Raw genomic sequence first — 20,846 nt, 5'->3', positions numbered from 1 at the left:
TATATCTCCAGCCAGTTCACATTTCCATTGTTTCTCAGCCTGTAGTTCTTTCTACATCCAAAACACTTTCCAGCTGACGTATCTTCTCGATAAGGGAATTCAGTTCATCCTTACAGCTGACGTTAAAGCTTACAGAAATAGTGGCCTTCTCCTGCTTGTTTGTTCGGCAGTTAATATTTCGGATGTCAATCTTACGCTCTGTAAAGATCTTGGAAATATCAACCAGAAGACCGGTACGATTATTAGCATATACATTGATCTCAGCCATGTAATGCTCATCCGGCTTGATCTCCGGATCCTGCCACTCAGCTTCCAAAAGACGGCTTCTGTCCATTTCAGACATATTCATCACATTTACACAGTCAGTTCGATGAATGGTAACACCACGGCCTCTTGTAACATATCCAACAATCTCATCACCGGGAATCGGATTACAGCATTTGGAGAAGCGTACTGCAACGTCATGAATGCCCCGTACTACAATGCCGCTCTTGCTCTTGATATGATGCTTCTTATCCTGATTCTCTGCGGCTGCTGCCTCCAGAACTTCTTCATCTGTGAGATTCTTTTTATTCTCTTTATCATAAGCTTCTACAAGCTTATTAAATACCTGTCCCTCTTTCAGTCCGCCATGTCCGATGGCGGCAAGTACAGAATCCCAGTCACGGAAACCATATTTACGAAGGACTGCGTCCAGATACTGAGTCTTGGTGTAATTAGCGAATTTAAAGCCCTTACTCTTGGCATACTGGGCAAGCATTTCCTTGCCCTTCAGAATATTATCTTCCTTCAGTTCTTTCTTGAACCACTGATTGATCTTATTTCTGGCCTGTGTACTCTTGACCACCTTCAGCCAGTCACGACTTGGTCCCTGGGAATTCTGGGAAGTAATGATTTCAATACGGTCACCATTCTGGATCCGGTACTCAATGGGCACCAGTTTGCCATTTACCCTGGCACCTACCATTTTGTTTCCTACAGCACTGTGCACGCTGTATGCAAAATCAATGGGGGTGGAGCCGTTAGGAAGGGTTTTCACATCTCCCTGTGGAGTAAAGCAGTATACACTGTCTGCAAACAGATCCAGATCATTTTTCAGAAGACTCATGAACTCTTTATTATCAGACATGTCTCTCTGCCATTCCAGGATCTGGCGCAGCCAGTTCAGCTTCTCCTCCTCACGATTGCCTGAGGAAGCCTTACCGTCAGAAGCCTCTTTATACTTCCAATGTGCAGCAATACCGTACTCGGCAGTCTTATGCATCTCAAAGGTTCTAATCTGAATTTCAAAAGGCTGTCCATTCGGTCCGATCAGCGTGGTATGCAAAGACTGGTACATATTTGGTTTGGGCATTGCAATATAGTCCTTGAAACGTCCTGGAATTGGCTTATACATCTCATGGATCACACCAAGTGCCGCATAACAGTCCTTCACTGTATCTACCAGGATACGCACTGCAAACAAATCGTAAATCTGATCAATCGTCTTATTCTGATTTACCATCTTTTTATAGATACTGAAAAAGTGTTTTACACGGCCGTCAACCTGTGCCTTAATTCCGGCTTCTACCATATGCTGATGCACAGTCTTGACAATATTCCCTACGAATTCCTCACGGACGCTTTTACGAAGTGCTACTTTCTCAACCAGATCATAATAAACATCTGGTTTCAGATATTTCAGGGAAAGGTCATCCAGCTCTACTTTGATCTTGGAAATACCAAGACGCTGTGCGATAGGCGCATAGATGTCCATCGTCTCTCTTGCCTTCTCCTTCTGTTTCTCAGGAGTCATGTACTGAAGAGTACGCATATTATGAAGACGGTCTGCAAGCTTGATCAGAATAACACGGATATCCTTTGCCATGGCAAGGAACATCTTGCGAAGGCTCTCTGCCTGTAGCTCTACTTTATCCTTGGAATAGGACAGCTGACCGATCTTAGTTACCCCATCTACCAGAAGCGCAACCTCAGGACCAAATTCTCTGGTGATCTCATCACAGGTCATCCAGGTATCTTCAACAGCATCGTGAAGAAGGCCTGCTACAATGGTCTCCTTGTCCAGTTCCAGATCCGCCAGAATAATGGCAACACATAAAGGATGAATAATGTAGGGTTCCCCGGACTTTCTCTTCTGATCCTTGTGGGCTTCCCTTGCAGTCTCGTATGCCTTCTGGATCATGGTTATGTCCGTAGAAGGATGATATTTCTTTATGCTGGCAATCAGCTCATTATATAATACTTCAGGGCTTGTAAAGTCGTGCATGGATTTTACAGCTGCATCTGCTTTCTTCACAGACTCCAGCTTCTCCATATCCTCTTTTGATACTTCAGGCTCCTTGCCCTGCTCGTTAACAATATCAGCCATATTTCACACCTGCCTGTTTAAATACTATCTGCGTCAGCATCCGCCCACCTGTTTCCCCGGGGGAATCTGGCGAAACAGACACATCCTTTATTTACCTTCATAACGGATTACAGAAGCAACGTCATATTTCTCCAGTTTCTTACGCCCCTCAAGACCTGCAAGTTCCATCAGAAATACGATCTTCACTACCACTCCACCAAGCTGCTCTACCAGTTTCGCTGCAGCTTCAACTGTACCGCCTGTTGCGATCAGATCATCAATGATAACTACCTTCTGTCCTGGCTTAATGGCATCCTTGTGAATCTCAATCTCAGCTTTGCCATATTCCAGATCATAGCTTGCAGAAACGGTCTCACATGGGAGTTTTCCTTTCTTACGTACTGGTACAAAAGACTTATGAAGATTATAAGCAATTGGCATTCCAAAAATGAATCCACGGGATTCTGTTCCCACTATTACATCCACATCCACATCCTTCAGACAATCCTGCATGGAATCAATTGCAAGCTTCAGTCCGTCTGCGTCCTGAAGGATACTGGTAACATCTCTGAAAATAATGCCTGGTTCTGGAAAATCAGGTATACTTCTTATATATTCTTCTATTTTTTTCATAATAGCCTCCTCAGATTAATGGATGTTGTGGGGAAAGCCTCAGCCACCCCAGAGCGTGTTTAAAAAAAGAAAGCCTTTTTCACACATGCTCTAGCATCATAAATATTTTTTAGTATAACACTTTTTAAATCGGGAATCAACGCAAAACCGACAGGCTCACTGGAAATACTGCATTTTTCGTGGTTTTACATGATTATCCCCTTTTTAGCAATAATTTTGTATGACAATTTGCAAAGAGTCTCTTCCCATATAGGAGTTGATCTTCGGATAATAGGTTACAGAAATAGTTCCATGAGACCTTGCAAACTCTGCAAACTCCTTTGCCTCGCCCCAGTAAACCCCATCCATCACCGTGCCGGATTCGTCCATCAGCTGCAATTTCACTGTATTCTGAGTCTTTCCATATATTCCGGTTTTTAAAACGCGGAGATTTTTCTGGGCAAAAACAGGCTTCGCATTTCCTTTTCCAAAGGGTTCCAGAACAGAGAGCTGACGGATCAGATTCTCGTTTATGTAAGAAATGGGCATTGGTACATCGATCACGATTTTTGGGATCATATCTTCTTCTGTCAAGGTGCAGTTTTCATTGAGCTGACGGCGAAATGCTTCCACGTTTGCTTCTTCTATAGAAAGACCTGCTGCCATAGGATGGCCGCCATACTGGAGCAACAGACTGTCACATTTTACAAGTTCCTCATACATGGAATAATTTTCTGTAGATCTGCCGCTGCCTTTCACCGATTTTTCCCCTCTTGTAAGAACAAAAGCAGGCTTGTGATATTTTTCACGGATTCTTCCTGCTATGATTCCTGCAAGACTCTCATGACAATCCGGCAAAAATACAACCATTACTCTGTCATTTTTCAGATCACTGCCATTAATCAGCTTGTAAGCAGCTTCTGTGCCCTGTTCCGTCAGTGCCTTACGGCTGTCATTCAATGCTTTCAGATCGTTTGCAAGCTTTGCAGCCTCTTCTTCATCTTCACACTGCAAAAGGGACAGGGAGCGCATGGCTGTATCCAGTCTTCCGCTGGCATTAATGCACGGACCAAGGCGGAAACCAATATCATAGGAACTGATTTTCTGATTTTCCAGACCAATTGCTCTTATCAAAGCTTTCAGTCCCTTATTTTTTGTATGAGGCAGACGTAAAAGTCCCTCTTTTACAAGAATACGGTTTTCTCCCTGAAGGTCCATAATATCTCCAACTGTAGCGATAGCCGCAGGTTCCAGATAATCTTCTTTCTCGCTCTCCGGGATTCCATATTTTTCATACAATGCAAAAACCAGTTTCATTGCAACCACTGCGCCACAGATATTTTTATTTGGATACGTACAGTCAGACTGTTTTGGATTGATAATTGCATCTGCCAGAGGAAGCTTGTATTTTCGCCCTTCTTCTGTATCTTCAAAAGGGACCTCGTGGTGATCCGTCACTACCACTGTCATGCCCATTTTTTTTGCAAATGCAATCTGATCTGCAGCCGAAATTCCATTGTCACAGGTCACGATCGTATCTACTCCATCCTCTTTTGCTTTCTCTATAAGATGATTATGAATTCCATATCCATCTGCAATGCGGTCCGGAATATAAGTATCTACATTCGCCCCCAGGCGTTTAAATCCTTTTAACAGAATATAAGTTGCAGTTACACCGTCAATATCATAATCTCCTATAATTCTCATCCTGGTTCCCAGATCTATTTTTTGCGAAATAATTTCCACAGCTTTGTCAATATCCTTCAGACTTTTCCAGGATGGAATGTCATCCAGGGTTCCGTTCAGATACTGATTAATTTCTGCATCTTCTGTAATATCCCTGTTCCGAATAATCCTGGCGATCACCGGATCTATTCCATACTTCCGGCCAATCTCCTGAAAATCAGCTCTTTTCGCCGCTAATACCCATTTTTCCATGCTTTGTCTCCTGTTGTAAATTGTATTGCTATTTAATTGGTTGGTCGTTATCCCGGACGCGATTTCACAATGTATATTCACCGCCGCGCGTCGCAACGTTCCGGCAAGCTAATGACTAACTGCGACTAAGACGCTCAGGAGAGCCTTCGCGCCTAAGTCTCCGTAAGTCATGGATCTCGCCTCCACTAAAACCGCTCCTGAAATGCGCGGCTTGCGAATATACATTGCAAAATCGCTGGATGCTGGAAAGGGAAGAAAGAAACAGTAACGACAACAACGAGGGTGGGGGAAGTAATTGGTATCCCGCAACTTTATTATTTTTTGTCAATCTATCGTTGTCAAAAAAGTATAGGGAAGCCAGTCACTCATCCTCCCCCTTCGTAAAAAGTTCTTATATAACATCAGTCCCAGCCAGTACACAGCATTTGGGCAATGTGTATTACTCCAGCGAGCCATTTCAGGCGCGTTTTTAGCGCAGATGAAATCCAGCGCTTACGGAGACTTATGCGTGAGGGCTCTCCCGAACGCATTAGTCGCAGTTAGCGATTAGTTCATCGGAGCGTTGCGCCGGCGAGTGAGTAATACACATTGTCCAAATGCGTCCCTCCTAAAGAACTTTTCAACCCACTAAATAGTAATAGAATTTTACATAAAAAGCAAGCCAGGACAGATGTTTCCACCTGTCCTGGCTTAAGTTTATTTAATTATCTGTCTTCCTCAGAAGAACCATTCTCAGTATTCTTAGCCGCCTCCTGGGCTGCAAGACGCTCCTGAACTCTCTTACGATTTTTCTTCTTCGGCTGGGTCTGTCCATTTGCAGCTGGAGCACTTGGTGCCTTTGCACTTGAAACAGACTGTTTAACCGGAGCAGCACCAGCTGTAGCTTTTACAGTCTGAGCCTGTCCGCCGCCAATTTTCTTTTTCATTACCAGCCAGAGGGCTCCGGTAATGCATACAGAAGAATAAGCACCGCAGATAATACCAACCATCAGCGGAGCTGCGAACTCACGGATGGAAGATACACCCATGATATAAAGAACAGCTACCATGATAAAGGTAGTAAGGGAAGTATAAATACTTCTGGTAAGTGTCTGTGTAATACTCTTATTTACCACTTCTTCGAGCTCATCTACGCGCTTGCTTCCGTGAAGATTCTCACGGATACGGTCGAAGATAACGATCGTGGCGTTGATAGAATAACCAACGATAGTCAACATACAAGCGATAAAAGTATTTCCTACGGAAATTCTGGAAATCGCATAGAATGTAAGGACAACAAGAACATCATGAAGAAGTGCAAGTACTGCGCTGCCTGCAAAACGGATATCCTTGAAACGGAACCAGATGTAAAGAAGCATGAAAATAGTGGCAACAAAAACGGCTACTACAGCATCTCTTCTCATTTCGTTGCTGACAGTGGAGGAAATACTCTCTGCCTGGATCAGAGATTCATCTACACCAAACTTGTCAACAAGTGCCTTATTCAGTGCCTCACGTTCGTCAAGATTCAGGGAACGTGTCTTGATGATAACCTGATTTGTTCCAACAACCTTAGTAGGCTGTACATTCTTATCTCCTGTAACCTCTTCCACTACAGGTGTAACCTCAGAATCAATGGTCTTAATGTCCATATCTTCGTTAAAGGTGACATTGGTAGAAGTACCACCTGAAAACTCAAGGCTGTAGTTCAGGGCTTTTCCGCCTGTAGCCTTGTGGATCAGCATAGTGGCTGGTCCGGCAAGGATTAGGATAATGGAAAGGGTGAAGCATAATCTTCTCTTTCCAACAAAGTTAATGACTTTCTTCTCTTCAGTCTTTCCATAGAATTTCTCATCGCGAACGCCAACTGCATATAATGCATTGATCACAAGTCTGGAAAATACCAGAGCTGTAAACATGGAAATCACAATACCAAGTGCCAGTGTATATGCAAATCCTTTAACAGAACCAGTACCCAGCCACATCAGAACGAATGCTGCGATCAGGGTTGTGATGTTTCCGTCAAAGATTGCGGAAAAAGCCTTGGAGAAACCAGCTTTGATCGCGGATCTTACGGTAGAGCCTGTACCGATTTCCTCACGGATACGTGCATAAATAATAACATTCGCATCTACTGCCATACCAATGCCAAGGATGATACCTGCAATACCCGGAAGCGTAAGGGTAATGTCAAATGCATTTAAGGTAAGCAGAATGGTCGCTGTGTAGAAAATCAGGGAAAGGCCTGCAACTGCACCAGGTACACGGTAAGCGATGATCATAAACAGAATTACGATGATCAGACCGATCAGACCTGCAATAAGGCTGGTGGAGATTGCTTCTTCACCGAGCTGTGCAGCTACAACGCTGGAACGAAGCTCTGTCAGTTCAAGGCTCAGGGATCCGATACGGATATAGGAAGCAAGCTCCTGTGCTCTCTCAACACTTTCCATACCACTGATCTGTGCCTTACCGCCTGTGATGGCTTCATTTACTCTTGGAGCGCTTAATACGCCGTTGTCATAGATAATCGCGATCTGTTTTCCAACATTGTTCTGAGTTGCCTCTGCGAATTTTGTTTTTCCCTCGTCTGTAAGAGTCAGATCTACCACGTACTCTCTGCTGCTGGAATTCTGCTGCTGGATTGCACCGCCTGTAGCATCTGCCACATCTGTACCTTCCAAAACCACAGAGCCGGCTGCACGGATCTCGTCAAGACTTCTTGCCAGAGAGTATCCGGTCTCGCTGCTGGAATCTGCCTGGAAATTTGCGTTTCCATCCTCATCCTGCTGTGTGATAAAGCACAGGGAACCTGGCTGGCCAAGTTCTTCCAGAATAGCATTTGCATCTGTTACACCAGGAATCTCTACATTGATACGGTCAGATCCTTCCTGATATACCTGAGCCTCTGTACTGTACTGCTCAACACGTTTCTGCAGCTTGTACACAGTATCACTCATGTCTTCACTGCTTGGGTTACTGTCCTTTGCCTGATATGTAATGCTGACACCACCAGCCAGATCAAGTCCGGTCTTGATATTCTTCATAGCACCGGTTCCTGTAGGGCCAATGCCTACAGCAGCCGTATAGCAGAAGAACACGGTAACGATGGCAGTCAGGATCAGGACTAAGATACCTCTTGATTTTTTCATTGTTCTGTCCCTTCTTTTTTGTTTTTCGCAAAAGCAGGGACTGACAGAAATCTTCGCAGCTGGCGAAGTGCTATCAGTCTTCTGCCAGTGCAGCTTTTATCATGATGGCGCACTCCACACGCTTCCTCTGGAGCTCGCATCCGATTTCATAATTGCTTCTGATATCCTTATGGGCATGATATCCGTTTGCTGCGCATCCGCCACTGCAGTAGAATCTTGCAAAACAATCCTTGCAGGCTGGCTTGGTGTAAACATTGCAGCATCCGAAATCCTTCTGGATGTCAGGTCTCGTAATCCCTTCATCCACATTTCCCATCAGATATTCTTCTTCCCCAACAAACTGGTGGCATGGGTAGAAATCCCCCCATGGAGTTACGGCAAGATATTCTGTGCCGCTTCCGCATCCGGAAAGTCTCTTGTATACACAAGGGCCACCGGTAAGGTCGATCATGAAATGGAAGAAATTAAAACCTTTGCCTTCTTTCTCGCGTTTTATCATCTCTTTCGCAAGAAGGTCGTATTCTTCCATGATCTTCGGCAGGTCTTCCTCCCGAAGTGCGTACTCCTCAGATGGATCTGCCACTACAGGCTCTACAGAAATCTGCTTGAATCCAAGGTCTGCAAGATGAAGAACATCCTGGGAGAAATCAAGATTATGATGAGTGAAGGTTCCTCTTACATAATACTTGTCCTGGTTACGGGACTCTGCAAATTTCTGAAACTTCGGAAGAATCAGATCATAGCTTCCTGCCCCTTTGCGGAATGGGCGCATAAAATCGTGAACTTCCTTACGGCCATCAATACTGAGGACCACATTTCCCATCTCTTTGTTGCAGAATTCCATTACCTCATCGTTCAGCAGAACACCGTTGGTAGTAAGGGTAAAACGGAATTTTTTATTGTGGATTTTCTCCTGCTCACGGCCGTATGCTACCAGGTCCTTAACAACCTGCCAGTTCATAAGCGGCTCGCCGCCAAAGAAATCCACCTCCAGATTGTGTCTGGAGCCTGAATTAGCGATCAGGAAATCCAGTGCCTTCTTCCCTACCTCAAAAGACATGAGAGCTCGTCTTCCGTGGTACTCTCCTTCTTCTGCAAAGCAGTAGCGACAGGCAAGGTTACAATCATGGGCGATGTGCAGACAGAGCGCTTTTACCACTGTCTGACGGTTCTTGGTAAATGTATCAATAGCATTCTCATATACATCTCTGGTGAAAAGCATGCCATCGGCTTTCAGCTTCTCACACTCTGCCACTGATGTCTTAATATCTTCTTCTGAAAACTGATCTCCCAGTTTTCCTACAATGGCAGCTGTGTCCAGACCTTCTTCCATATAAGGAAGTACTTCGTAGGTCACTTCATCCACAACATGGATACATCCGCTGTTGATGTCCAGCACGATGTTGTAGCCATTGTTCTGATAACGGTGAATCAGACTCATGTTAGTATATCCTTTCATTCTTTCCTATTGCATGAATAAGCAGCGGCTTTTACACCGCTGCTTACATACGTTTCCAGTTGCCCGACTTATTTGTTCTCGCAGCTCTGGTTTCCTACTGTACAGGATGTCTTGCATGCGGACTGACATGATGTCTGGCACTCGCCGCAGCCGCCTTTCTTTACAGTGTTCTGCAGGTTCTTTGTATTTAATGTTTTGATATGCTGCATAGTATTAGCCTCCTTATGTATATAATCTTTGCCTAGTATATCATATTTTTTTTTATTTTTAAAGCATTTTTTATTGGACAGAGTGCGAATCTTTTCAAAAAATGCGGGAATGATTTCTCAAACACGCTCTAAGACAACATCCCACCAAGAGCACCACCACCCAGACACATAAAAAAAGTAGTTACTGCATGTACCAGACTCATTTCCCATTTTCCCTGCACTACAAAAGATACTGTAATCAAAAGCAAATAGTAAAAAGCCCCTACCAGAATTCCCCATAAATACTTATCTTTGCGCAGAATTTTTCCTGACATGAAGCCTCCTGAAAAACAGGACAAAATATACACAGCTACAATTCCTGCTGACACAGGCTTTTCTCCCAGGTCAAACTGGAATAAAAGGAATGCCAGAAGCAAAAGAAACGCTCCGGTAACTGCATAGGAAAAAAGTAAAGATTTTAAAATGACTTTTACTTTCATAAAAACAGCCCTCCCATATGTAATATATGGAAGGGCTGGCTTCGTTATTCATGGATTATGAATGTCCGTTTTAATTATCCTGTCTGCTTTATCTTTTCTTTTTGCGGACAATAATCACAATAATGATCACAGCGGCTGCAGCGATCACAAGGATCACAAAGGGAAGGATCATGGTGTTGTCACCAGTTTTTACTGCATTTGAGGTCTGACTCTGACCGTTATTTCCGTTTGAGGTAGCAGCCGTATTTCCTGCAGTGTTGCCTGTAGTGTTTCCTGCAGTCTGTCCCGCATTTGTACTGGAACCTGTTCCATTTGAAGAACTGCCATCTGTTGTGCCAGAATTTATAGTTCCATCAGATGCCACACCTGGTGTATTGCTGGTTCCGGAATTGTCACTGCCGTCAGAGCTTCCGGTACCAGATGAAGAACCACCATTTCCGGTTCCTGAAGTCCCATTGGAAGAGCCATTTGTATTTCCATTGCTGATTCCATTTGAATCACCTGTATTTCCACCAGTTTCATTTCCGCTATTGCTATCCGTTTTACCCGTTCCGGATCCATTTGTTCCATTCGTACCAGCTCCGGTCACAGATGGAGACGGGGTAGGTGTTCCACTGATCGTCACAGTAGGTGTAGGAGTTGGTGTACTTCCATCGCCATACGCTCCATTTGCAATGTCCTCTCCTACGATTGGACGAAAACCTGCAATTCCAAACGGGCTGAAAGAATGTGTGCTGAATACCATGGTGCTTCCGTTTACACTGGGAATAATGGTCTCTGTCGCACCATTATCAAGAAGATGCTCAATCGAATATTTATATCCTTCTTTGACAGGAATCGTTACGCTTACATACTGTCCATCCGGAATTTCATACTCTGTATTATTCTTCAGATCCCATAATTTAAATTCATAGGATTGGAAGATCGTAGCATTATCTTCATTTTTAAATTCGTAATTTTCACCACTGGTCACCTGGAACTGGACATACCAGGGAAGATCTATGCCTGATACAGAAATTCCCTCACAACTATGATTCTGAGCAGCCCTTGCAGCCTGCTCTTCTTCTGTGAGATCGTCCTCAGCAGTTGCCGGTCTTGTATCCGCTGTGGTAAAGTCAAGAGGATTATCAAATATATTTTTCTGGTCATCCTCTGTAGGGTCTGTTGTGTCTTTTACATCCGTGGTGTCTGTTGTATCTGTGGTATCTTTTTTCTCTTCTGTGTTCTCATTTTTTCCAGAATCCCCTGTACCATCAAGAATGGTAGCACCAGGCATCACCTCACCAAAAGTTTCGTTCAGTTTTCCAGTATCATCTGAAGAATCTGCGGTCTGCACATTATCAGAATTTGTACTCTCTATGCTATCTGCGGCTGTATCTGAACCTGTATCAGCTTTTGACTCTTCTGCAGCTGTATCTGAACTTGTATCAGCTTTTGACTCTTCTGCTGCTTCCTCCTGAATATCTTCAAAATCTACAGTTTCTTCCATTGCAGGAGCCGCTACTTCTGTTTTTTCTGCCGGGGTTGTAATTCCCGCAGCAGCTTCGGTGTTGTCTTCAGATTTTGCTTCATTAGAAGCAGGAGTGCTCTCGATGGTTTCTTCTTTTTTATCTGCTTCACTGTTCTGCTTGTTTTCCGCATTCTCAGTCTGATCTTCTGTCTTTCCTGAAGTTTCTGAATCATTCTGCTGATTCTCACCTGGAACTGCCTCATCATCAGATTTTATATCTGTATCTTTATTGTCAGAAGTTGTGTCATCCGGGACAGATGCTTCACTGCTCTCATCACCTGTTTCCACATCTGCAGCAGTATCAGAAGGCTGATCTTCAGAACTCTCTTCTATGCTGCTGACAACAACTGTGATCTTACCTTTCACAACTTTTTTCTCAGAATCCCATCCGGAAATATAAGAAAGATCCACGTCTGCTGCTGGTTTAAATACTACTTCGCAGGTCTGCACTCTTTTATCCGGTATATATGAATCATCTGCCCAGGAAAGCGTTCCATAATCACTCTTGGGCAATGCCACTTCCGAAAGAGCAACTGGCTGATCGATTGTGATATTATCCGGAATCAGACTGGATTTCTCAAGTCTGGTCTCTGTATTCTGCCCCCATGCAGCTACTGGATAAACCTGTCCAGTCATAAGTACTGCTGTCATCGCAGCTGCCGCAAGTAATGATACGCTTTTTCTGTACATAACGTTTTTCTTCTTTTTCATCCTGGCACCTCTGTCGTAATATGTATATTAAATGTAACTGCCCACATCCCTAGAGCCTGTTTGAAAAATCATTCCCGCAATCTGCACGCCCCACTTTGCGGGAGATTTCACCCGAATTCGGTTGCCGTAGCCCGCTACGGCGCCCTCATCCGAGCGAAATCTCCCACAAATTGTGACGCACATCTTGCAGAAAGCCTTTTTCAAACACGCTCTAGCCAAATCCACATCAATCATAAAATCTATATAATCCAAAGGCAGTACAACTGTCCAAAATCAATCTAAAATTATAAACAGGTGAATTTTCACACTGTGATTCACAGTAGTTATTCAGCCCTTAACCTACACTATATCAAATCTTTACTCTTTTGTAAATATTTTGTAATAATTTATTTTTTTACCGAACTGAATTATAACACAGTTCTTCTTTTTTCGACACCCCTAATTCCACTTTTTTCGTTACTTTTCGCAATCCATAAACTCAAAGTACTGTTCATTCCGTGACCAGTAACGCGCTTCGCGATGCACAGAAAAACGAACCTTCTTGTGACAAGCACAAGAAGTAGCGTTTGCTGCGCAAACTTAATTTTCAGGTTTTCTGTGAACTTTGTTCACAAAAAAACACCTCGCGGAACGTTACCAGGAACAGTAACAATTCAAATGCTTTTTCCTTGCATTTTAAGCCTGAATCATGTATATTCTTTTTAATACATAAAAAAAGGAGTGAATATAGTTTGGATTCAAGTGTTCCTATACAGGCGGTCACCATACTGATTCTGGTGCTGTTGTCCGCCTTCTTTTCCTCTGCGGAGACATCCATGACGGCTGCCAACCGCATTCGGATCCATTCCCTGGCTGAACAGGGAAACAAGCGAGCCATTATCCTGGAGAAAATAATTTCCAATTCTGGAAAAATGCTCAGTACAATTTTAATCGGAAACAACATTGTAAACATTGCAGCCTCTTCCCTTGCTACCACTTTTACCATGAAAGTATTTGGAAGCATGTATATCGGCGTGGCTACCGGCGTTATGACATTGCTGGTACTTCTGTTTGGCGAGATCACCCCGAAGACCATTGCCACACTGAAAGCGGATGATCTGGCGCTCACCTATGCCAGACCTATATATGCGCTTATGACAGTACTGACCCCGGTTATTTACATTGTGGGAAAACTGGCTAACGGCATTCTTTTTCTCCTTCGTGTTGACCCCAATGCGAAGAAAGACACCATCACAGAACATGAGCTTCGTTCTATGGTAAATGTAGGGCAGGAAAACGGTGTTATTGAGCGGGAAGAAAAGCAGATGATCTACAATGTGTTTGATTTCGGTGATTCTGCTGCCAAAGATGTAATGATTCCCAGAATTGACATGACTTTTATTGACGTGGATTCCACTTATCAGGAACTTATGGATATTTTCAAAGAAGATATGCACACCCGTTTTCCTGTTTATGAGGATAACACAGACAATGTGATTGGAATTATCAATATTAAAGATCTTCTTCTCTATCCGGAAAATGAACCGTTTTCTATCCGTAAGATTCTCCGTGAGCCTTATTTCACTTATGAATATAAGCGTACCACAGATCTTATGATGGAAATGAGAAAAGCTTCCGTAAACCTTGCAATCGTTCTCGACGAATACGGCTCCACTGCCGGTCTTGTCACTCTTGAGGATCTTTTGGAGGAAATCGTAGGTGAAATCCGTGATGAATATGACGAAGATGAGGAAGAACCGATCCGTGAGATTCAGCCTGGCCGGGAGTATGAAGTTCTTGGTTCTGCCAAACTGGATGATGTCAACGAAGCACTGGGTACCAAACTTGAATCAGAGGACTACGATTCTGTAGGCGGATATATTATTGAACAGCTTGACTGCCTCCCACGCGAGGGCGAATCTGTCACTTTGGAAGACGGCATGCATCTTGTTGTAGATGAACTGGATAAGAACCGTATTGAACTGGTGCATATCTGGCTGCCAGAGCATAAAGAAAATCCAGAAGCTGCTGACGCATAAATGAATCTGTCATACTGCTGATTTTTTCATAATCTGCAAGCCTGCAAATGCCGGTATTTCCGGTAGATTTCAATTGTAAAAATCCGAATGTTTCCAAAGCGGATCATTCGGATTTTTCTTATCTCACCGATTTCCCAGCATTAAACAAAACTGCTTGACAATCCTGTCTATTTCGCCGGTAACAGCCTCCACACCAGTTTCTGTTTCTCTCCAGTTCTCCCTGGTAATTCCATCCGGGCAGGCCGGACATACCATAATTACCGTCTCCGGATATAAAAGCTGATAATACATCAATGATCTTCTGGCATGGTAAGTTTTGCAGCACAGAATCGCTTTTTTCACCTGAATTTTGTGAAGGTCTGTCACCTGCCTGGAAAAAATTGCATTTTCATAGGTAAAGGTAGCCTGATCCTCTCTCAGAATAGCCTCTTCCGGAACTCCGTTTTTCAAAAGTACATTTTTCAGGAATTCCCATTCCGTCTCATAATCTCCACCATATATTTCTTTTTTTGACTGCACACCTGCAAATTTGCCAAGTGTAATACTGTATCTTCCGCTTGGCAAAATATAGGGGGCATATCCTTCTCTATATAAAGAAGCTGCTTTTTCTGCCATATCCGGGAAACCATTTCCCGGCACGAAAATGATATCTGCTTTTTCCGGCTGGCTCTCGGCAAAAACAAACTCCTCCACATTTTTCATAAATTCATTATAATTCACGCTTTTGTTCCTTCTTTCTGCCAGAGGACTTTCCCCTGCACTTATGATTTTCCATTATAACTTTTTTTCCTGCTTTTTTCTACTTTCTTTTCACTTCGTCACAATCAACGTACAGTACCCATCCTCCCGCAATTTCTGTTCCATACGGATAGCATTATCCAGCTGTAAAAATGCACCTACCTGAACCTTATAAAGTTCTCCATCCTGCAAAATATATGCCGGATAACCTTTTTCCTGAAGCAAGTAAAGCATTCGATCCGCATTTTCCCGTTTGCGAAAAGCTCCAGTCTGTACACGGTAATACAAAGGTTCTTCACCCTGCTGCTGATCCAGAGTTCCAAGAATCGCCCCGGCAATAGCCTGCGCGATCTCAGCATTTTTTTCATCATAAAGCTGATTATCTTTGTCAGAATTTAAAAATCCGGTTTCAATAAGCAACGCCGGCATTTTTGTTTTTCGCAGCACAACAAGGCCCGGTCTTGCCTGAACTCCAATTTCACGGAATCCCAATTCGCCCAGAGCACCTACAATATTCTGTGCCATTTCATACTTAATTCCGTTTTTATCATAAACCAGCACTTCTACACCATTATACTGATTCACCTCAGGGCTGCTGTTCCTGTGAAAAGAGATAAAAAAATCCACTTTTGCCTCATTTGCCAGCCTTGCCCGCTCAAAAGGAGAAATGTAATCATCTGTAGTTCTTGTATATAAAACATCAACTCCGTTTTCAGACAGAATTCTTCCAACCTCCATAGCCAGAGCAAAATTGTCATCTTTCTCTCTGCGCCCTTTATATACCGCTCCCGGGTCGTTGCCGCCATGTGCTGATTGTAGTTTACGCAAATTTTGATATGTATTCCCCAGTATATATGGGGAGTTAGAAATGTATTGAGATTAGATAGCCTTTTTCTCCAAGTCCTCACAGTAAACGCTTGAAAATAAATGTTCCAGCTCATTTCCGAAGTTGTATGAGATTTTAAGTTTGCGGTTTTCATAAACTGTTATCTGGTCTATCATTTCCACAATAATATCTCTGTCTAATTCTTCAATGTCTTTCAGTTCCAACAACCGCCTTAACCACGGTGTTTCAAAAACATCTTCTGTTACACTTTCCTTTTTCTTTTCTTCCAGCGTTTCAATCTGTTTGGAGTAAAGCGTTTCTTTTTGTTGATAGTCCTCTCGATAAGAAAGAAATTCTTCTTTAGAAATCAGTTCGTCTTTGTAATCTTCATAAATTGACTTTTTCAACTTCTTCACTCTTTCAAGCTCTGCTTTTAACTTTATCAGTTCTATGTCTGTTGATTTTCTGATTTTTGTTGCTGTGAAAGATTGTGATTTTACAAGTTCCTGCAAGTTCTCTACATTGCGGATAATCTGTTTTAAATCTCCCAGCACAATATCATTCAATACTTGAAACGGGAGCGTGTGCGGAGTGCAATAATCTTTTCCGCTTCTTTTGTAAGTTCCACAATAGAATGAATAGGACTTACTTCCGTCAGCACGTCGCCAGAAATTTTTCATCATTGCCCGACCACAATCGCCACACTTAATAAAACCTGCAAAGATATTTTTATCTGTTTCTAAATCAATATCCCTATGCTTTTTTGTCAGCAGTTTTTGTACCTTATCCCACAGTTGACGGTCTATAATCGGTTCATGTGTATTTTCAACCCTTATCCAGTTTTCTTTCTCAACTAGACGCTGTTTGCTTCTCATACGTTGATGTTTCTTTCCTTGTACCATGTTTCCAATATAAATCTCATTTTGCAACATCACTTTAATTGTAGAATAAGTCCAATAAGAAGTTTTTTCTAACCGATTACAATTTTTGTAATTTTCTCCATTGAGCTTTTTATATTCCGACGGACAAAGGATACCCTCTGCATTTAGTATTTTTGCAATGCTTTGTTTCCCTATTCCTTGTGCATACATAGTAAATACTCTTTTTACAACTTCGGACGCATATTCATCAATCACAAGTTTATTTTTATTTGCAGGAGATTTCTTATAACCATAGCTTGTAAAAGCTCCGATAAATTCTCCTGCTTTCTGCTTTGATTTTACAGTCGCTTGAACTTTATTAGAAATATCTCTGGCATACTGTTCGTTGAATATATTTTTAATAGGAAGTAACATATCGTATGCCTGCTTCATACTATCAATATTATCTGTTACAGAAATAAAACGAACATTAAGCTCTGGAAATATTCTTTCCAAATATCGCCCCGTATCAATGTAATCTCGTCCGAAACGGGAAAGGTCTTTTACAACAACACAATTTACCTTGTTATCTTCAATGTCAGCAATCATTCTATGGAAGTCTGGTCTATTAAAATTCGTTCCCGTAAAACCGTCATCAATATAAACATCATATAAGATAAAGTCATCATGCTTATTCACATATTCTGTTAAAAGTTTTCTCTGATTTCCTACACTATCGCTTTCTTCCTTATCTCCGTCCTCTCGTGATAATCTGATATAAATAGCTACGTTAAATAAGTTTGAACCTTTTTGATAAAGCATTTTTCCACCTATTCAACTGCCGTACCTATGATAATATTATATCATAAAGTACGGCTTCTTTCCATTGTTTTCAAGGGTTTTACCCTCTTGATAGTCCTTTTTTTACATGAGATTTCACGATACGGACAAGCAATTCCTCTACGGAAAATTTACCTAAAAATTCCCGTTCTACGATATATTGTGCAGGTTCTTTTTTAGCCAAGTTATCAGCCCCCTTAGTCAGCTATCTATTCTCAACATACGCACATAGGCTTATCCAATATGCGTATTTTTCACAATGTTACAGAAGCAGACAGACGGCTTTGGAAAGCTCCATTAGTATCTCAACTATTCCCATTCCTGTGGGCAAAACCGCACCATGCGGACGTATCATTATTCTGTGAGGATAGGTCGTGGCAAAACGACTTTTCCAACAGTCGCTCTCGGATCACTGCGTGGGTCGCTCGCTTTCTTTTGAAAAGGTCGTGGCGTACAGTCCCCGTGGCTCGCTATCTCACAAACGTATCTGTCTGCTTTATTCAGTTGTCAAAGAGCTGTGGCGAAAGCGTGTTGCTTTCATGTTAAAGCATGGGCAGAGCAAGAAAGAGGGGATTGAACAAATCATGCTCTGCGGTTATTGCTTGTTATTCTTCTTCGATTTCTAAGGCAATATCAAACCCTAAAATCATTTTAATAAGTGCTTCTCTGATAAGTCCCTTTAAAGATAACTTTTCTTCAAACTCGGCAACATCTATCGGCAGGTCGAACCAGTATGATATTGTTTCTTCGCCAGTTGTTCCTTTCGTTTCCACCAGCACCCTTGTTTCCTGCATTGTTCCTCACGTCCTTTCTGTTGTTTCATCACATCTTTTAAGGTTTGGTACGACATACCAAACACATACTTTGAAAAATCTTCTAACTGTCTTTCTTCATAGTAGGCAGGGTTCAGTCGTTTCATTTCCTGCCACGCCTTACGCTTGTAAGAGGGCAGGTCGGAAATGTATTCACAGCCGACTTTTGCCTGCATATCCTAAAAAATATCGTTCATTTCATCACTCCAATCTGAAATGTAGGTAAGAAAAAAGCAGTCAATCCTAAGACTAACTGCTTTGTGTGTATGGATATGAAATTGTCAAACTGGGAATTGTAGCACTATTGACTTACTACTGGTTTGCCGTCTTTATCAAGTAATGGTGTAAATCCCGCTGCATTTCCGTTCCTATGGAAAACATAATTTACACCTGTTTGTGTATCAACCCAAATTTCCACTACATCAATCGTACCTTGTTGATAAATCTTCTTAAAACGATCCATAAGTATTCCTCCTTAAAAATTCTAATTTGCCGTTTTCTTCATATCCATATTATACCATTCTCATATCAGCACCACAATAAAATTTTAAGCACCGATAATTTTATTGAATAGCTCTAACAGTACATCTTTCACACCGCCAGCGTTGAACACCAAACCGACAGCAATCAATGCAACTACCAAGAAGCCAATGAGCTTTGAAAACTCACGCTTGAACCCTAAGTAGATACCGATAACCACAATCGCCATAAGCACTAAGCTTTGTGCATTGCTTAAAAACCAAGTGCATAAATTTTGTCCGAAATTCATTTAATTGTCCTCGCTTTCTTCTAATTGTTTCATTTCATAGTCAGCTTCTTTGCCGACATTCAAAATACACATCAAGACTATGCCGATACCCATTCCCTTAGATACCAGCAGGAAGTCTTTTAATAATATCCACATTTTTCATCACTCCTAACTTTCTACTAAATCTTTTGCAGGGGTCGTCTGCTGTTTGATTATCATTTCATGTTTTTCTGTGAGCTTTGCCTGCTGTTCGATTGTTTCCATGTAGTCTGTACCGTTTCCTTTATCAATCTTTTTCAGCATTTTCAAGGTCGGTGCTACCTGCCGTTGTACCCACCGCAATGTACGGTCTAAGGTGTAAGGCTCTGGCTTTGTCGTCAGCTTCAAGCTCTGTCTGTTATCGCCGATAAACCAAGCCCAGCGGTCATTGAGCTTCCAGTCATTTTTTCGCTTGTCTGGTTCTTCATCAACAAACCGCACATACTGATTGATGATAGAAAATGCGGTCTGTTCTGCGTCATAATAGGTCAGCAAATCTCGTACTGCATAATAAGCACGTTCATTACGAAGCCGTATCTCAAAACGGTTGATAATGTCGGCTTCATCAAGCGGTGTACCCAGCTTGACGTACTGCTCATAGTCCTTTTCATAGATACAAAAATACACATCTGATTTCAGCGACCCAAGATAAAGGGTACGTCCCATATATTCTCTGTCGTCCTCTCTGTGCTTTATAAGCTCGCCCGACTGATAAAACTTGTAGCTTCTGGACTTTCCGATATATTCCCGTTTCCTGCATTTTTCTGCAAGCTCTGGAATATCCAAAATGCCCGTATGGTCGTTGATAGCAAGGTCGATACGCTTCATCACACCACCGTCTACGAGTGCGTCCATGAGAAAGTCATACCAGCTTCTTTGTTGTGCCAGCAGGTAACTTTCAAACTGCCTGCAACCACGCCCCTTTAACTCTAAAAGGACACCTTTTTCTTCGTCAGCTGACGTATAGATAAAGATGTCCCCTAATGAATAATGCTCCGTATAACTGTAATGTCCGTAATCTTCATGGAGCATATAATTGATATTCAGTTTTAATATATCTTTGATGATGTGCTGTATATCCAGCGTGGGAAAACGAATTTTCACATAATCAAACAGCATGGTAAGCGGTGCTTCTGGATTGAACCTTGCCAGTTCTTTATGCAGAGTTTCCAGAAGTTCTTTTGACGGCTTCATTTTTCCGCTTTCTATCTTATTGAGATATTCTCTTGTGATACCAGAAGCCACCGCCAGCCTGCCTTGTGAGATACCGTAACTCTTGAATTTGCAGGCGAAAGCGAGCCAGTCTTTGAAAGAGATAAAAATAACCGCAGGGTCTTAGCCAGACGAAGCTATAACCTTTATTCTGACGTACAGAAAGGCGAAAATGTTGTGGTAGAAATTCCCGTGCAGGCTGGCGAAAAGCATTTCAAGTATGAGCAGAAAGTAAAACTTGTCAATCCGAAGTTATACGGCAGAGGTTATGCAATCGGGGATATGGGACATACCGATTATGTGTTAGTTGCTGATGATATTGTAGCAGTTGAAGAAAAGTAAAGGAGTGAAGAATTT

Annotated in this window: 20 protein-coding genes and 2 pseudogenes; 3 read left to right on the top strand and 19 right to left on the bottom strand. The window is 42.3% G+C overall.

Going from position 1 to position 20,846, the window contains the following annotated elements; genetic code table 11:
- Positions 1–34: 34 nt before the first annotated feature.
- The 9 genes from LIZ66_RS08775 to LIZ66_RS19270 all read right to left on the bottom strand — a co-directional run bounded on the left by LIZ66_RS08775 (position 35) and on the right by LIZ66_RS19270 (position 12,579).
- Complete coding sequence (locus LIZ66_RS08775) at positions 35–2,368, bottom strand: RelA/SpoT family protein (protein WP_173770071.1); 2,334 nt, start codon at positions 2,366–2,368, stop codon at positions 35–37.
- Between the two features lie 87 nt (positions 2,369–2,455).
- Positions 2,456–2,980, bottom strand: coding sequence for an adenine phosphoribosyltransferase (locus tag LIZ66_RS08770; protein ID WP_118579390.1), 525 nt, complete (start codon positions 2,978–2,980; stop codon positions 2,456–2,458).
- Positions 2,981–3,184: 204 nt separating this feature from the next.
- Positions 3,185–4,897, bottom strand: coding sequence for a single-stranded-DNA-specific exonuclease RecJ (recJ, locus tag LIZ66_RS08765; RefSeq protein ID WP_173770070.1), 1,713 nt, complete (start codon positions 4,895–4,897; stop codon positions 3,185–3,187).
- A gap of 704 nt (positions 4,898–5,601) precedes the next feature.
- Entirely contained in the window at positions 5,602–8,028 is a 2,427-nt protein-coding gene (gene secD, locus LIZ66_RS08760) for a protein translocase subunit SecD (RefSeq protein ID WP_173769922.1), read from the bottom strand.
- Positions 8,029–8,101: 73 nt separating this feature from the next.
- A complete protein-coding gene (gene scfB, locus LIZ66_RS08755; RefSeq protein ID WP_173715884.1) occupies positions 8,102–9,469 on the bottom strand; it encodes a thioether cross-link-forming SCIFF peptide maturase in 1,368 nt (455 codons plus the stop codon).
- 86 nt (positions 9,470–9,555) lie between these two features.
- On the bottom strand, positions 9,556–9,696 hold the full coding sequence (scfA, locus tag LIZ66_RS08750; protein WP_021926839.1) for a six-cysteine ranthipeptide SCIFF: 141 nt from the start codon (positions 9,694–9,696) through the stop codon (positions 9,556–9,558).
- 128 nt (positions 9,697–9,824) lie between these two features.
- The gene (locus LIZ66_RS08745) at positions 9,825–10,175 is read right to left on the bottom strand and encodes a TIGR04086 family membrane protein (RefSeq protein ID WP_118584282.1); all 351 of its coding nucleotides are present in this window, start codon (positions 10,173–10,175) and stop codon (positions 9,825–9,827) included.
- 88 nt (positions 10,176–10,263) lie between these two features.
- A complete protein-coding gene (locus tag LIZ66_RS08740; protein ID WP_173771914.1) occupies positions 10,264–12,396 on the bottom strand; it encodes a prolipoprotein diacylglyceryl transferase in 2,133 nt (710 codons plus the stop codon).
- A 27-nt stretch (positions 12,397–12,423) separates the two neighbouring features.
- Positions 12,424–12,579 (bottom strand): DUF6783 domain-containing protein, encoded by a 156-nt coding sequence (locus LIZ66_RS19270; protein ID WP_313722043.1) that lies wholly within the window; start codon positions 12,577–12,579, stop codon positions 12,424–12,426.
- On the opposite strand from LIZ66_RS19270, the pseudogene LIZ66_RS19265 reads away from it, so the two are divergent.
- Positions 12,517–12,678 (top strand): annotated as a pseudogene (locus tag LIZ66_RS19265) (DUF6783 domain-containing protein); the annotation flags it as partial. The gene LIZ66_RS19270 and the pseudogene LIZ66_RS19265 sit on opposite strands and share 63 nt — an antisense overlap.
- Before the next feature lie 449 nt (positions 12,679–13,127).
- A complete protein-coding gene (locus tag LIZ66_RS08735) occupies positions 13,128–14,414 on the top strand; it encodes an HlyC/CorC family transporter (protein ID WP_173715882.1) in 1,287 nt (428 codons plus the stop codon).
- 123 nt (positions 14,415–14,537) lie between these two features.
- Here LIZ66_RS08735 and LIZ66_RS08730 read toward each other — a convergent pair whose 3' ends face one another.
- The 10 genes from LIZ66_RS08730 to mobT form a co-directional block, all read right to left on the bottom strand.
- Positions 14,538–15,134 carry a YdcF family protein gene (locus tag LIZ66_RS08730; protein ID WP_330386275.1) on the bottom strand — a complete coding sequence of 199 codons (597 nt, stop codon included), beginning with the start codon at positions 15,132–15,134 and terminating at the stop codon, positions 14,538–14,540.
- A gap of 90 nt (positions 15,135–15,224) precedes the next feature.
- Positions 15,225–15,980, bottom strand: coding sequence for an N-acetylmuramoyl-L-alanine amidase (locus LIZ66_RS08725; protein ID WP_173718299.1), 756 nt, complete (start codon positions 15,978–15,980; stop codon positions 15,225–15,227).
- A 51-nt stretch (positions 15,981–16,031) separates the two neighbouring features.
- Positions 16,032–17,660 carry a recombinase family protein gene (locus tag LIZ66_RS08720; RefSeq protein WP_227201019.1) on the bottom strand — a complete coding sequence of 543 codons (1,629 nt, stop codon included), beginning with the start codon at positions 17,658–17,660 and terminating at the stop codon, positions 16,032–16,034.
- Between the two features lie 79 nt (positions 17,661–17,739).
- Complete coding sequence (locus LIZ66_RS18560; protein WP_002323371.1) at positions 17,740–17,862, bottom strand: hypothetical protein; 123 nt, start codon at positions 17,860–17,862, stop codon at positions 17,740–17,742.
- A 421-nt stretch (positions 17,863–18,283) separates the two neighbouring features.
- Positions 18,284–18,472: a hypothetical protein gene (locus LIZ66_RS20340; protein WP_442861028.1), complete on the bottom strand. Its 189-nt coding sequence runs from the start codon at positions 18,470–18,472 to the stop codon at positions 18,284–18,286.
- Entirely contained in the window at positions 18,391–18,666 is a 276-nt protein-coding gene (locus LIZ66_RS08710) for a conjugal transfer protein (RefSeq protein ID WP_226837645.1), read from the bottom strand. The genes LIZ66_RS20340 and LIZ66_RS08710 overlap by 82 nt, the downstream gene beginning before the upstream one ends.
- A 125-nt stretch (positions 18,667–18,791) precedes the next feature.
- Positions 18,792–18,953 (bottom strand): DUF6440 family protein, encoded by a 162-nt coding sequence (locus LIZ66_RS08705; protein WP_022615845.1) that lies wholly within the window; start codon positions 18,951–18,953, stop codon positions 18,792–18,794.
- Positions 18,954–19,037: 84 nt separating this feature from the next.
- Complete coding sequence (locus tag LIZ66_RS08700) at positions 19,038–19,259, bottom strand: hypothetical protein (RefSeq protein ID WP_195983101.1); 222 nt, start codon at positions 19,257–19,259, stop codon at positions 19,038–19,040.
- The gene (locus LIZ66_RS08695) at positions 19,260–19,394 is read right to left on the bottom strand and encodes a DUF3789 domain-containing protein (protein WP_195983100.1); all 135 of its coding nucleotides are present in this window, start codon (positions 19,392–19,394) and stop codon (positions 19,260–19,262) included. It lies immediately after the preceding gene.
- A gap of 12 nt (positions 19,395–19,406) precedes the next feature.
- A complete protein-coding gene (mobT, locus tag LIZ66_RS08690) occupies positions 19,407–20,600 on the bottom strand; it encodes a MobT family relaxase (RefSeq protein ID WP_195983104.1) in 1,194 nt (397 codons plus the stop codon).
- On the opposite strand from mobT, the pseudogene LIZ66_RS08685 reads away from it, so the two are divergent.
- Positions 20,550–20,831: pseudogene (locus LIZ66_RS08685) on the top strand (YdcP family protein); the annotation flags it as partial. The gene mobT and the pseudogene LIZ66_RS08685 overlap by 51 nt on opposite strands.
- Positions 20,832–20,846 lie beyond the last annotated feature (15 nt).

The organism is Blautia faecis (genome assembly GCF_020554845.1).
Classification (GTDB): domain Bacteria; phylum Bacillota; class Clostridia; order Lachnospirales; family Lachnospiraceae; genus Blautia_A; species Blautia_A faecis.
This window is presented reverse-complemented; position numbering and strand designations above follow the sequence as displayed.